This window comes from Frankia sp. AiPs1, from assembly GCF_023716945.1.
Lineage (GTDB): Bacteria > Actinomycetota > Actinomycetes > Frankiales > Frankiaceae > Frankia.
This window is the reverse complement of sequence record NZ_JAMQQF010000133.1, coordinates 1-13,406: the sequence shown is the minus strand read 5'-3', so window position 1 is coordinate 13,406 and position 13,406 is coordinate 1. Positions and strand designations below refer to the sequence as shown.

At 69.8% G+C, this 13,406-nt stretch carries 12 protein-coding genes; 4 read left to right on the top strand and 8 right to left on the bottom strand.

What is annotated here, in order from left to right; genetic code table 11:
* A partial coding sequence (locus ND748_RS14255) for a tannase/feruloyl esterase family alpha/beta hydrolase (RefSeq protein WP_251746290.1) occupies nucleotides 1-1,490 on the top strand: 1,490 nt, incomplete at its 5' end.
* 96 nt (nucleotides 1,491-1,586) lie between these two features.
* Here ND748_RS14255 and ND748_RS14250 read toward each other — a convergent pair.
* The 5 genes from ND748_RS14250 to ND748_RS14230 form a co-directional block, all read right to left on the bottom strand.
* The gene (locus ND748_RS14250; protein ID WP_251746289.1) at nucleotides 1,587-3,692 is read right to left on the bottom strand and encodes an AAA domain-containing protein; all 2,106 of its coding nucleotides are present in this window, start codon (nucleotides 3,690-3,692) and stop codon (nucleotides 1,587-1,589) included.
* Entirely contained in the window at nucleotides 3,680-5,305 is a 1,626-nt protein-coding gene (locus ND748_RS14245; protein WP_251746288.1) for a caspase family protein, read from the bottom strand. Before ND748_RS14245 ends, ND748_RS14250 begins: the two co-directional genes overlap by 13 nt.
* Nucleotides 5,302-5,715 carry a hypothetical protein gene (locus ND748_RS34640; protein WP_251746287.1) on the bottom strand — a complete coding sequence of 138 codons (414 nt, stop codon included), beginning with the start codon at nucleotides 5,713-5,715 and terminating at the stop codon, nucleotides 5,302-5,304. Before ND748_RS34640 ends, ND748_RS14245 begins: the two co-directional genes overlap by 4 nt.
* Before the next feature lie 158 nt (nucleotides 5,716-5,873).
* Nucleotides 5,874-6,728 (bottom strand): mycofactocin-coupled SDR family oxidoreductase, encoded by an 855-nt coding sequence (locus ND748_RS14235; protein ID WP_374215920.1) that lies wholly within the window; start codon nucleotides 6,726-6,728, stop codon nucleotides 5,874-5,876.
* A gap of 195 nt (nucleotides 6,729-6,923) precedes the next feature.
* Nucleotides 6,924-8,414, bottom strand: a complete 1,491-nt coding sequence (locus tag ND748_RS14230; protein ID WP_251746285.1) for an NAD(P)/FAD-dependent oxidoreductase — start codon at nucleotides 8,412-8,414, stop codon at nucleotides 6,924-6,926.
* Between the two features lie 178 nt (nucleotides 8,415-8,592).
* On the opposite strand from ND748_RS14230, the gene ND748_RS14225 reads away from it, so the two are divergent.
* A complete protein-coding gene (locus ND748_RS14225; RefSeq protein ID WP_251746284.1) occupies nucleotides 8,593-9,189 on the top strand; it encodes a TetR/AcrR family transcriptional regulator in 597 nt (198 codons plus the stop codon).
* Between the two features lie 60 nt (nucleotides 9,190-9,249).
* Here the strand turns inward: ND748_RS14225 and ND748_RS14220 are convergent, their stop codons facing one another.
* Nucleotides 9,250-9,822, bottom strand: coding sequence for a DUF1707 domain-containing protein (locus tag ND748_RS14220; RefSeq protein WP_251746283.1), 573 nt, complete (start codon nucleotides 9,820-9,822; stop codon nucleotides 9,250-9,252).
* Between the two features lie 102 nt (nucleotides 9,823-9,924).
* Nucleotides 9,925-10,368, bottom strand: coding sequence for an NUDIX domain-containing protein (locus ND748_RS14215; protein ID WP_374215919.1), 444 nt, complete (start codon nucleotides 10,366-10,368; stop codon nucleotides 9,925-9,927).
* Between the two features lie 464 nt (nucleotides 10,369-10,832).
* Between ND748_RS14215 and ND748_RS14210 the strand changes: the two genes are divergently transcribed.
* Nucleotides 10,833-12,071: an ABC transporter substrate-binding protein gene (locus ND748_RS14210; RefSeq protein ID WP_251746281.1), complete on the top strand. Its 1,239-nt coding sequence runs from the start codon at nucleotides 10,833-10,835 to the stop codon at nucleotides 12,069-12,071.
* 60 nt (nucleotides 12,072-12,131) lie between these two features.
* On the opposite strand, the gene ND748_RS14205 is transcribed toward ND748_RS14210, so the two are convergent.
* On the bottom strand, nucleotides 12,132-12,806 hold the full coding sequence (locus ND748_RS14205) for an SDR family oxidoreductase (RefSeq protein WP_251746280.1): 675 nt from the start codon (nucleotides 12,804-12,806) through the stop codon (nucleotides 12,132-12,134).
* 149 nt (nucleotides 12,807-12,955) lie between these two features.
* On the opposite strand from ND748_RS14205, the gene ND748_RS14200 reads away from it, so the two are divergent.
* The coding region (locus tag ND748_RS14200) for a MarR family transcriptional regulator (RefSeq protein WP_251746279.1) at nucleotides 12,956-13,406 on the top strand (451 nt) is incomplete at its 3' end.

Below are 13,406 nucleotides of genomic sequence, written 5' to 3'. Positions count from 1 at the left end.
CCCCGGCGACGGCCCCGGCAGCGGCAGCCCGGCCGGGCTGCGACGCCGCGGCGCTGCAACGCACCGTCGGCGCCGACACGACGATCAGCGCGGCCGCGTCCGCGACCACGCCGAACACCGCCACCCGTTACTGCAAGGTCGACGGCTACGTCGCCACCTCCGGCCCGGCCGGCGGCAACCACGTCAACTTCTCCGCGGCGCTGCCGGACAGGTTCGTTGGCCGGTACCTGTTCAACGGCATCGGCGGCGCCGCCGGCTCCATCCCGCCGATCGACGAGGCGCAGCTCGCCGCCGGCTGGGCCCAGGCCGGCACCGACGCCGGCAACCAGGGATCGGTGCTCGACTACCGGTTCGCCGTCGACCGGACGAAGGCCCTCGACTGGGCGAGCCGCGGCGTGCACGTCACCACCGTGGCCACCCAGGCGATCACCCGCGCCTACTACGGTCTGCCGACCCAGGCCGGGGCCCTGCACCGCTACATCAGCGGCTGCTCCGGCGGCGGCCGGATGGGCCTGGTCGAAGCATCGCTCTACCCGACCGAGTACGACGGCGTGCTGGCCGGCGCCCCCGGCTCGAACAGCCTCAACATCCTCAAGTTCGGCCAGATCGTCTCGTACCTGCTGGCCCATCCCGACGCGTGGGTGTCACCCGACCAGCTCGGGCAGCTCGAAAAGGCGCTGATCGCGAAGTACGACGCCCGTGACGGCGCCGCCGACGGCTTCATCCGTGACCCCGGCGTCATCGAGACCGACTTCGCGCCGTACGGCCTGTTCACCCCGGCGCAGCTCGACCTGCTGCGCCTGATCACCGGCGAGCTGAAGGTTGGCGACCGCTCCTACCCCGGCTTCTCCGCGGCCAACGTCACCGGCTGGTCGGCGTTCCTGACCGGCACGCAGCCGCCGTCGACCTGGGGGACGCAGCCGCCGCCCGCCCTGATCCTGTTCGACACCGTGACGCGGGCGCTGTTCGGCGCCGACTACGACTTCCGCACCCAGTTCGACTTCGCCGACCCGGCCGACCCGCAGTCCTGGGCGACGACGTTCGACCAGGTCTTCCCCGGCCAGAACGCGGCCGCCGACTCCTACGACCGCTTCCGTGACGCCGGCGGCAAGCTACTGATCTGGCACGGCGCCAGCGACAACGGCATCTCCGTGTTCGACACGATCGGCCTGTACGGCAAGGTGGCCGCCCACCAGCACGGCTACGCCGACACCCAGCGCTGGGCCCGGCTGTTCACCGTCCCCGGCCTGTTCCACTGCTTCGGCGGTCCCGGCGCCCAGGACACCCCGGCGCAGGGGCTCGCCGCCCTCGCCGACTGGGTCGAGCACGGCCAGGCCCCCCGGACGATCGTCGTGCACTCCGCCCCCAGCCAGCCGAAGGCCGATTTCCTGCTCTGCCCGTACCCCGCCCATGCGATCTTCCTCGGCGGCGCCGACAACCCCCGCAACCTCAACGCCCTCGACGCCAAGAACTGGCGTTGCTCCGCCTGATTCCTGCGGGCGATCGCGGCCAGAAGGGCAAGCCTGGCCGCGATCGTCGGGCGCGGACCCGTCGCTGCTCGGCTCCTTGCCGACGGTTCCCGAAGATCAAGATGCGCCGGTCAGCCGGCTTTCGTCGACCGGTAGCTGCCACGCGGCTACGCGAAGCGCCGAGCGGCCGGCATGCGGGTCACCGAGCAGGGCGGTGCGGGCGAGCTGCACTCGCAGATGTCTCGCGGGATCGGCTGTGGCGTGCCCGCGGTCAAGGAGCAGGGCGGTCTGGCCGGCACTCGTAGTCACCACGGCATCGGCCGGATAGCCGCCGACGGTCAGACCGAACTGGGCAGCCGTACGCGGGTAGGTCACGGCCAGCAACTCGGCGAGTCTCAGCCGGTACTCGTACTGCGTGTCTCCGACGGCGTCGCGCTGCATGGACCCCGGGCTCTGCTGGGCGGCAGCCAGCAGACTGCCGCCGAGTCCACCGCGCGACCGCCAGTAGTGGCTGCCGCCGACGACGATCAGATGCGAACGAGCCCGGGTGATGGCGACGTTCCAGAGGTTGGCCTGCTGCTCCAGCCAGGACGCAGTGCCCGGTCTGATGCCCTCGGCGGCGACGAGGGAGAAGATCATGGCATCACGTTCACCGCCCTGGAAGGTGTGCACCGTGCCGACCTTGACCCGCTCGGGCTCGCGGGCAGCCCAGATCGCGGAGATGGCCGCACTCTGTGCCCTGAACGGGGTGACCACCCCGATGGACCCCGTCGGCGGTAGTGCGCCGAGCAGCGACGTGATCTGGTGGTTGACCGCGTCGATCTCCGCCCGGTTGAGCCAGGAGCCGTCGGCCGGATTCTCGGCCCGACCCGCCACGTCGACCCAGCACAGCGGATCCAGGTCGGCGCGCCGCTGGGCGCGGACGTCGGTGAGCACCGTGAGCCGGTCGCCGTAGAAGAGCCGGTTCGCCAGACCTGCGATGGCTGGATGACACCGATAGTGCTCGTCCAGGAGCAGGCTTGCGCCATCGACGGTGCGGTCGAAGGCATGGAAGCTCGAATACCGCAGATAGGACAGGCAGCGGTCGGCCAGCCAGTCCGCGTCCAGGCCGGTTTCGCGCCGTATCTTTGCCTCCTTCGCGGGCGGAAGGGTGGCGATGTGGGGAAGCTGCATCGCGTCGCCGATGATCAGTGCGCGCTTGGCGCGGAACAGCAGCGGCAGGACCGCCGGGATCGAGCACTGGCTGGCCTCGTCGACGATGACCAGGTCGAACAGTCCCGGAGCCGTCGGGAAACGGCGCGCCGACAGTGCGGTGACCGCCCAGCCCCGCACATACGGCAGCACGGCCCGCAGTTCGGACCAGTCGCGCCCCCCCGTTCTCGCGGTCTGCAGGAGGGCGGCGATCGCGCGTCGGCCTGCGGCGGATGCGTGTCCGAGATCGACCTCCACCAGGTCCCGTGAGGCGGTGAGCACATCCTGTTCGCGCTGGCGCAGATCGGTGAGGAGACCGGAATCGACCGGCATGTTCGCCAGGCTCGCCAGAAATCCCGTCCGCCTGGATTCGAGTTCGGCGAACTGCGCCACGAGTGCGCACCGCTCGGCGGTCGGTTCGCCGTCGACGCCGAGCTTCGTCAGGAGCCGGGAGCGCCGCGACCGGCCGAAGAACCAGGCCTTCGCCGTCCGGGCGGCCTGCGCCGCCCACCGCGCCGCCTCGCTGCCGAGCCGCTGGGCCAGTCCCGCCGAGTCCACCTGCAGCTCGCCCGCGACGCCTCCCTGCTCCTCGGTGAGGTCGAGCAGGTCCTGCTCCAGCCGAGCCTTCCCCGCCAGCTGTTCATACAACGTGGTCTCGGCCGACCTGGCCCTGTCCAGTCGGATGGCGCAGGTGGTCGGGGTCTGGTGCGGCGTTGCCCGGTTTCCGAATTCTTCCAGCGACTGCAGCTCACGCTGCCGGTTGTTCGTCGCGCCGAAGGCACTGCCGGTGCGCACCAGCAGGCCCGGGATCTCGTTCTCGCAGCGTTCCCACACCTCGTCCACGGCGCGGTTGTTGGTCGATGCGACGAGCACGCGCTGTCCGTTCGCGACCGCGGTGGCGACGAGATTGGCCACCAGCTGACTCTTGCCGGTCCCCGGCGGTCCGGTGGCAACGGTGACTCGACTGGTCATCGCGGAATGCAGCACCCTGCGCTGGGCGTCGTTCGACTGCCACGGCGTCACGAGGCGCACGGCCGCATCGGTGGACCCCGGAGACGGCGCGGGAGCCGAGTCGGCTCGTAGGGCGTCGAGCGCGGTCTGCGCGATCTGTGACGAATGCGTGGAGATGTAATGCAGGTCATCAAGCAGCTTCCGGGTGGCGGTGTCCTGCGGGACGCGAAGAAGCGCCGCGACGTTCCGTGCGCCCACTCCCGCGTCCGGATGTCTATGTGCTCCTCGAGCGTGAGCGGCAGCAGTTCCTGGACCATCGGAAGTGCGTAGAAGTCTCTCAGCAGATGGCGCGCCTCGAACGCCAGCCTCTCGGGTTGGTCCGCCTGCCAGGTGGACTGGTAGGTCGTCAGCAGGTCGGCGGCCTCCTGTTCGCCGAGGACCTCCCGCGCGAGCGCCGGGTCGGGGCTCGCGACCGAGTCCAACTTCAGGCGCCATCCGGAGCCGTCCTGGACGATCTCGACGCTGCGAGTCAGCAACGGCGCGACGCGTGACTTCCGCGGCCCTCTGGCCCCGGATGCGGGAGCCAGGACGACCATCGGGTAGCCGGCGACCAGCTCGCCGCCCTCGGCCTGCACGCGGGCCACGAGCTCGGCGGCTTCGGGAGGCACAGGGAGGTAGCCGTCTTCGTCCGCGTCCCCGGACAGGAAACGCTCCCGCCCACGCAGGCAGACGTAGTCGGGGCTGGCGGCGCGCAGATCGTAGATGCCCCCGGCCGACTCTCCGCGCAGACATGCCTGGTAGTAGCTCAGCAGCTGGACCCAGCGGTCGGGCTGCCGGCGCGGATCGCCGCCCGGCTTCGCTGCCTGGTCGGCCGTCGGAGCCGTGGTCGGGCCCGATTGCCGGGATCGTGCGGCGCCGGTTCGCGGATTGTCCGCGAGAACAATGCGGCCGTTCACCCCGATGGCCGACTTGACCGGGATCTGGCGGGTCTCCTCGTCGCGCAGCCGCAGCCGGCTGTTCACGTGGTCGAACAACTCGTCCACGGAGACCCTGCCGTCACCGTCGTGATCAGCCGCACCGGTCCGCAGCGCCTCGACCAGTTCGCCCGTGAAGACCGAAGGAGCCTGGCCGCCTGCCCCGACCGGGCCCGCGTAGGAATTCTCGCCGGGCCCGGAGGAGGAAAGTACGTAAACTCCGCGACTGGTCAGCGGGGCCGCCGAGGCCGACCCGCCGGACTTGGCCTCCCGGGTGCGGAAACCCATCGCGAAGCCACCACTGAGGCAGCAGTCGAGAATCGCGATCTTCTGCGGTGCCCGGCAGGATTCGAGCTGGTCGTTGACGAAGGTCGCGGACACGGTCGTGTGCGCACCGACGTTCGCATGATCGGAGTCGTGCGTGATGAAGAAGAACTCGCCGGTGCCGGCCACGTCCCGCACCCCGTGCCCGCTCACGTAAAGCAGGGTGAGGTCGTCCGGGCCGGCCGAACCGAGAAAGTCGTCGATGGCGAGCCGCATCGCGTCCGCGGTCGGATCGATGATCACCTGGACCGGTTCGAAGCCGCCGATCGTGCGATGTTCCAGCACGGCGGCGAGCTGTCGGAGGTCCTCGTGAACGCATGGTAGGGGGCCGAAGTAGCCGTCGATGTAGTCGGCCACTCCGATGAGCAGTGCGCGGCGGTGCCTCGGCTGGTTCACGATCCGGTGTCCCGCAGAAAGTCCTCGATGATCCTCTCCTGCGCGGCGTCCGGCCGACCGGTGACCTCGACTGACTTTTCCCCGTTCACCAGGCGGACCGAGCGATGTCGATCCCGGGCACACCACGCCTTCACGACGTCGACCACCATGCGGGACAACGTGCCCAGAGCGGTGGCACCGAAGATCCACAGGGTGGGATCGGTGGGGACTGCGGGTCCTTTTGCCTGCGTCTTTGCCTGCGCCGGGTGAGTGCCGGCCGGTCCGGGCCCGAGGATCAGGCCCGGAACCGAGGCAAGGTCCGCGCGCAGTGACCGGGCCATCCGTTCGGACCGGAACACGTCGCTGTCCTCGGGCATTTCGATCTTGAGTATGGGGTGTGCGGAAGATGCTGTCGAATATGCGTCGGCCACCTACACTCCTTCCAGTCGAAGGATCAGTCCGCAGGAAGATCAATTGAGTGCTGCTGGTCAGCTCGAAAGCGGATGTCGGCTCGAGTGACAACTGATGGTGAGCATACCGACAACTGTCGGCGGGTCTTCCGACGCTTGCTGCGGAGAAGTTTCTCCGCCTACCGCACGGGATTCGCGTTGACACCGGGGATGAGCAGGTGGCCGGCGTCGACGGGGATGGTCACGCCGGTGACGTTCGCGGCCAGGTCCGAATTGAGGTAGAGCGCGGTGTCGGCGATGGCCTGCGGGTCCAGGAACGTCGTGCCCTTCAGCGCGCCGTAGTGGTAGCCGCCCTCGATCATGTCGGCCGCGGTGCCGCCGGGGTGGCCGGCGAACATGTCCCAGGCCGCCTGGTGGTCGGTCATCGGGGTCAGGATCGCGCCCGGGTTGATGGAGTTGCAGCGAATCCCGTAGCGGGCCAGCTCCAACGCGATGTTCTTCATCAGACCGATGACGCCGTGCTTCGCGGAGACGTAGTGGGCGTAGTTCTGGCCGGGTTCCAGCCCGTTGACCGACGAGGTGATGACGATCGAGCCGCTCCGGTGTTCGATCATGTGCGGGGTGACCGCCTTGGCGGACTTCCACACCCCGGTCAGGTTGACGCCGATCATTTCCTCCCACTGGTCCTCGGTGAGTTTCCAGAAGGGTGCCTGCGTCCAGATGCCGGCGTTGGCGATCAGAATGTCGATCTTTCCGAAGGCGGCGATGCCCTGAGCGACCACGTCATCGAGTTCGGCCTGCGACCGAACGTCCGCCTCGATGGCCAGCGCCCGCCGGCCGAGGGCCTCGACCTGGGCCACGGTCTCGTCGACGTCGGCCTGGACCGCCATCTTGTAGGCCACGGTCGAGAGCTGCTCGGTGATGTCGACGATGATGACGTCGGCGCCCTCACGCGCGCAGGTGACCGCGTGCGCCCGACCCTGCCCGCGTGCGCCACCGGTGATCAGGGCGACCTTGCCCGCCAGCATTCCCATTGATGCCACTCCTCGCGTCTCATCGTTGTTGTTCGGGCGTTCGGGTTCGGCGCTCACGTTGCGGCCGAGGTCGCCTTCCGGGCTCATCCGCCCGACGCTAGGCCTGACGGACACCCGGCGTCTACTGCTGCTTACTGCGTCGATCCGGGTCGGTGCGGGTCGTCCTCGGCCAGACCGGTCCGCGGCGGGGGACGGTCAGCCGCGGGGAATCATCGGAGCGTCGCGGCCCGTTCCCGTGATCCTTCCGGCGCCGCTCGTGAGTCTCTCCTCGTGGTATTCCTGTTCGACGTTGACGGTCCAGACGTCGTGCTCCGTGCCGTCGAGGATGTTTTCGACGGTGAGCATTGCTGTCAGCATTGAGTGGTCGGCGTTGTTGTACCGGTGCATGCCGTTGCGGCCGACCGGATGCACGTTGGGCGCGTGCTCCGCCAGCCATTCCCGCATGATCTCGACATTGCGCCGATAGTGCTGATCGTAGGTGGGATATGCTTTCGGAACGCGCACGACGTACCCGGCCTCGACGGCGCCCGGACGAATCAGCTGCAGGGCCTCCAGTTCGGCGGTCGCCTGGGCGATGAGCTGGTCGTCGGGTTTGGTCCACATGTCGTCGCCCTCGAAGACGAAGAACTCCAGACCCAGGCAGGTCCGTCCCTCCTTCACCAGGAAGGGTGACCAGGAACCGTAGTTCTGGATTCGGCCCACCCGTACGCCCGGGTCATGGATGTAGATCCAGTTGTCCGGGAAGCTGAACTCTCGCGGGACGACGAGGGCGACGGTCAGGTAGTCGCGATAGCGCAGGTCCCGGGCTGCTTCGAGGATCGATGGAGGTGCGGGCGGATCCATGCTGGTGATGAGCGTCGACAGTGGCGTCGAGGAGATAACGTGATCGGCGGCCAGCCGGTGCCGCTGCCCGGACCCGGCGGTGACGGTCACGGCGACCGCTCGACCGTTCTCCCGATGCACCGCGGTGACCGTGGCATTCATCGTCAACGTGCCGCCCATCTTCTCGACCTTGCGGGCGGCTTCCTCCCACATCATCCCCGGCCCGTACTTGGGATAGTGGAACTCCTCGATGAGGCTCGTGATCTCCTTCCGGTTCCGGCCGGGACGAATCGCGTCCAGGACGGCTGCCGCAAGGGAGAGATTCTTGATCCGCTGCGCCGCCCAGTCGGCGGGCATCTGGCTGACTGGAATTCCCCACACCTTCTCCGTATACGTTTTGAAGAAGGTTCGGTAAAGCCGCCAGCCGAACCGGGCGACCAGCCAGGATTCGTAGTTCGCGTGCTGGTCGCGCGGCGGCCGGAGGCGCGCGCGCAGGTAGGACCCGAGGGCGAAAGCTGCCTCCCGGAGTCCGAGGTTTCGCAGGGCGTTCAGGGGTCGCAGCGGGTAGTCATAGAGCTTGCCCTGGTAGTAGATCCGGCTCATCCGGGGACGGAGCAGGAAGTCCTCCTCGGGCAGGATCTCGTGCCAGAGTGCGTCGACGCGGGCCACCTTGGTGAAGAACCGGTGCCCGCCGATGTCGAAGCGCCAACCGTCGCGCACGACGGTCCGGCTGATCCCGCCGACCACATCGTCGGCTTCGTACACCGAGACGGGCGCGCCGCGGCTCGCGAGCTGGTAGGCGGCCGTCAGCCCGGCGGGGCCGGCCCCGATGATCACTGTCTGGGGATGTCTGGGTGTGGGCACCTGATCTCCTTGGTCGACCACTGGGGCGACGCGTGAGGTCCACCCTCGGGACAGATGGACGACTGCGTCTAGAGAGTTGGACATGACTGTCCAAAGATAGCCTGGACGGGTGTCAGCCGATGCCGCCAGGCCCTCCCGGCCATCCCCGCGCGGGCTTCCCGCCAAGCGAGAGGCGATCATGGATGCGGCGCTCGGCCTGTTCGTCCGGCAGGGGTACGCGGCCACGACCCTCGACGAGATCGCCGCCGCCACGCCGGTGTCCCGGCAGACCGTCTACAACCACTTCGGAGACAAGGAGACGCTGTTCCGCGCCGTCGTCGACACGCACTTGGCCGCCACCCTCGACGTGCTGCGCGAGACGAGCCCGGGCTTTCGCGGACCTCTGCCCGACGCTGAGACCTGCCTCAACGACCTCGCCCGCCGGCTGCTCGCGATCGCCAGCAACGCGCGCGCCGCCTCGCTGCGCCGACTCCTGCAGGCGGAGGGTGAGCGCCAGCCGGAACTGCTCGCGCTCTGGCGCGACCAGGTCGCGGCGCCCGTGTTCGCCGAGGTGACCGGCCTGCTCGCCCGTCTGGCGCACGGCGGCGCGCTCTACCTCGACGATCCGACTCGTGCGGCGGGCCAGTTCATCGCGCTTGTGTGGGGAACCAGCTGGCAGCTCACCGCACTCGGGACCATCGCCGGCGCCGCCTCCGCCGACCCGGACGAGCGAGAACTCAAGGCCGCACTGAGTTCCTGCGTCCGCCTCTTCGTTCGCGGCTACGGCCAGCCCTGATCGCATCCACCCTGGCGTGGGCCCGGCGGCGCCTTCGACGACGGTTGGACCGACCGGAGATCAGCGGTCTCGGTGCTGGTGGGGTCCCGGTGCGTGGTGATGGCGGTGGTGGGCCTTGCCGGCGATCATCCCAACGACGATCAGAGGCCAGGGGAACCACATGGCGCCGTGCGTCACGACCGACAAGGTCAGGAGGAGGGCGAGGAGTGCGACCGGGATGACGGCGTGCGGCGAGCCGACCAGCTCGAGCCCGTGCAGTCGATCGCGCAGGCCGGGACGCTGCGCCGGCGGCGCGGCCGGTTGCGGCCTGGGCTGCAGGTCCGCCGTGAGCGGGGCGAGCTCGTCGAGGGTACGGGCCGCGTAGGCGCGGGCCAGCCGCTCGTCCGCCTCGTCCAGCGTGAGCTGGCCGGTGCCGGCCGCCCAGGCAAGCCAGTCGGCGGTGCGTGTCCGGTCCGCGTCGCTGGCCCGCACAGTGCTGGTTGGTCCAACAGTGCTGGTTGGTCCGACAGCGCCGGTAGCCCCGACAGCGCCGGTGGCCCCAACAGCGCCGGTCGGTCCGGCAGCGCCGGTGGGTCCGGCAGCGCCGGTGGGTCCGTTCTTCGAGGTGTCGAGAGCCCGTGCGTCGTCCGTCATCGCCGCTCCTCCGCTGGAGGTTGCACCACCCATATCCACGTTATGTCGGATGCCGCGGCTTCGCTGCGGGTGCAACCAACCGGGTCACCAGCGGTCTGCTGCTCAGGCCACCGGGTGAGGCGGGGTGCTCGGCGGCCAACCGGGTCGGGAGAAGTGCTCGCCCTGCACGTGCAGGCGGACGATCTCTCTGGTGTAGGGCAGTGTTCGCGCCGGCAGCTCGTCGGGCGCGCACCACCGCAGCGCCGAGCACAGCTCCGGCTCCCGGATGGTCGGCTCACCCACCCAACGGGCGACGAGGAAGCCGAAGCCGATCCGGGCGCCGCTGTCCGGCGGCAGGGCGTGGGTGACGCCGACGAAGGTGACGCCGTCCTGCTCGACCCGCAGCCCCAGCTCCTCGTCCAGTTCGCGGACGGCCGCGGTCACCACGTCCTCAGCCGGCTCGAGTCGCCCGCTGGGCAGCGCCCACCACCCGCTGCCGTAGATGTCGCCGGCCCGCCGGGTCAGCAGCAGCCGGTCCTCGCGGAGCACGAGGAGCAGCACGTCCACCGGCGTCCGGTACTCGTCGCGGGCAGCATGCCCGCCGTCTCCGGTCACCCCGTCGACGGTATCCGCCGCCTGCGCCAGGCCGACTGCTCCGAGTGGGGGGCGGCTGTAATGCTGATCACGTGTCTCGAGAAAATCGGGATCCTCGGGGGCCGTCGATGGTTAAATCCCGGCCCATCTCGGTCGAGGCGGGTTACCGGAAAGCTGGCCGGTGGCCGGCGGGTGAATGGCAGGGAACGGGAATTCGACGTTTCTGGTGAATCTTCTCCCCGATTGGTGAGTGCCCGGCCGCTGAGTGCAGGCGGCGGCATCCTCATGGCGGTGACTTGATATGGTTCGCTCCGGTCTCTGTCTTTCTGATCGACCCGCGGATTGTCATCCCGTGATTGGGGTGGGAAGCCAGGCCCTCCACCGCCCCGTTTTCGGGTCGCGTCCTCTTCTGTCACGACGGCCGCTCAGGGGTTCTCGTGTTCTCGCGCCACCGGACATCCACCCGCCGCCGCCCGCGCGCCTGGGCGGTCGTCACCGCGCTTGCCGTCGCCGGGTTCACGCTCGTGGGATGCGGACCGGGTGACACCTCGTCGGTCGCGGCCTGCGTCAGCCCGGGGGTGAGCGACGACCGGATCGATCTCGGCGTGCTGTACCCGGATTCGGGGCCGGTCTCGCCGATCTTCGAGGCGGCTCGGGCGGGAATCGACGCGCGCCTCGGGGCGGTGAACGCCGCCGGCGGTGTCCACGGGCGGCGTGTCGTCTACCAGTGGCGCGACGACCAGGGCTCGCCGATGGCGAACGGCATCGCCGCCCGTGACCTCGTCGAGCAGCGGCGGGTCTTCGGTGTCGTCGAGCTGTCCGTCGCCGCGTCGGGCAGCGCCGGTTACCTCGCCCAGCAGGGCGTCCCGGTGACCGGTCTGGCCTCGGAGCAGGTCTGGTCCCAGGACCGGAACATGTTCGCCGCCACCACGGCCACCGACGCGGCCGTCGACACCCAGGGCCGGTTCGTCCGGGACCAGGGGGGCAGCCGCGCGGTGATCCTGCAGACCGCGCTGTCGGCCGGCATCTCCACCACGGCCTCGACGTACGCACGCAGCCTGGCAGCGGCCGGGGTCCGGGTCCTGGACACGGTCACCTTCACCACGGGAGTGGACGACCCGGTGGCGGTGGCCCGGCGAATCGTCGCCGCCCGCGCGGACACCATCGTCGGCGTCATCGAGCCCAAGGATCTCGTCGCCGTCCTGACCGTGCTGCGCGGCGCGGGCCGCAACCCGAAGGTCGTCCTGTCCGCCAACGGCTATGACCACGCGTTGCTGCGTGCCGTCGGTCCGCAGGCGGCGGGAATTGCCGTGCCCGTGTTCTACAAGCCTTTCGAGATCGGCGGACCGGGGATCAACGCCTATCTCGCGGCGATGCGTCAGTTCGCCCCGCAGGTCGCCCAGCCCGAGCAGGACATCGCGGTGATCTCCTACATCAGCGCCGACATCTTCCTGCGCGGACTGCAACTCGCCGGAAGCTGTCCGACCCGGCAGGGATTCATCGACGGCCTGCGCGCGGTGAACAGCTACGACGCCGACGGACTGCTCAGTACCATCAGTTTCCGTGCCGGCACCGCCCGCCCCACCACGTGCTATTCCTTCGTCCAGGCCAATGCGGCCGGCAGCGGGTTCGTCGTGGTGGAACCGAACCTCTGCGGCCACGAACTCAGCCCCTGACCGGCACCGCGCCCCAAGGATCAGGCCCCAAGCATCAGGCCCCAAGCACCAGTCTGGCGCTCAGAGGGTCGAGTAGAGGCGCTCGGGCTGGTCGCGCTTGGTGTAGAGCTCCCAGTAGAGCTCGGCGATCGTGTCCGGCTGGGTCTCGGGGCCGCCGCGGCCGATGAACGTCGCGAGCGGCACGTGGGCGGCGTACACGCCCTTGTCGGCGAGGGCGGCGTTGAGGGCCAGCACCCAGTTGCGCAGCCCGGCGGTCGCGAGGCCGACGTTGCCCATCCGCGGGAAGACCAGCGCGGACGACGCCCCGGTGGTCACCAGCAGCGTTCCGGAACCGCGCTCGATCATGCCGGGCAGCACGTGCTGGACCGCGGTAACCGCCCCGTACACGTAGTACTCGATCTCCGGCTGGATGCTCTCCACCGTCACGTCGAGCGCCTCGACGATCGGGTTCAGGGCGTTCTGCCGCCCGGCCGGCGCGGGGGAGTACTCCAGCACGTCGATCGGGCCGAGCTGCGCCTCGGCGCGGGCGAGCGCGGCGACGAGGGACGGCCGGTCGAGGACGTCGGCGGCGAACCCGGCCGCCGTGATCCCCTCCTGGGTGAGCTGGCCGGCGAGGTCGTCGAGTGTCGCCTGGGTGCGGGACAGCAGCGCGACGGCGAAGCCCTCCCGGCCGAAGCGGCGCGCGATGGACAGCCCGAGTCCGGGGCCGGCCCCGACGATGGCGATGGTCGGCATGTGCCTTCTCCTTGCGATCATGAAGAGCGATGTGGCGTGGGGAGCGATGTGGCGTGGGGAGCCGCGGGTCACTGTAGCCGATGATCCGAGTTCGGAACATCTGCAACGGGAACATCTTGTCCAGGACGGTATCCGCTAGGATCGAACCCGTGCCCGTTCCGTCGCCTCTCTCCGCGAAGCTGCAGGTGGAGCCGTCGGCGAAGCCGGGGACGGGCCAGGTCACCGAGTCGCCGCCCGCCGGGTCCCGCCCCGCCGGGTCGCCGCCCGCGGATCTCACCTGGCTGCTGAACCGGGCAGCCGCGCGCATGCGGGGAGAGCTCGACACGGTCGCCCGCGGGCACGGCCTGGCCGGCGTGCGCGACTGGATCGTGCTGACCGCGCTCGGCGTCGAGGCCGGCCGCACCCAGCTCCAGCTCGGCCGGGAGCTCGGCGTCGACAAGACCACGCTGACGTCGCTGCTGGATCGGCTCGAAGGCGACGCGCTCGTCGTCCGCCGCCTCGACCCGCGTGATCGGCGCGCCCGCATCCCCGAGGTCACCGCGGCGGGCCGGCGGCTGCAGGCGCGTATCGCCGCGGCCCGCGACGAGGTCGAGGCCCGGC

Coding starts and splice junctions, on each gene's coding strand:
- ND748_RS14225 (WP_251746284.1), top strand. CDS start 8,593: ATGGATGCGGCGCTCGGCCTGTTCGTCCGGCAGGGGTACGCGGCCACG.
- ND748_RS14220 (WP_251746283.1), bottom strand. CDS start 9,822: ATGACGGACGACGCACGGGCTCTCGACACCTCGAAGAACGGACCCACC.
- ND748_RS14235 (WP_374215920.1), bottom strand. CDS start 6,728: ATGGGAATGCTGGCGGGCAAGGTCGCCCTGATCACCGGTGGCGCACGC.
- ND748_RS14205 (WP_251746280.1), bottom strand. CDS start 12,806: ATGCCGACCATCGCCATCGTCGGGGCCGGCCCCGGACTCGGGCTGTCC.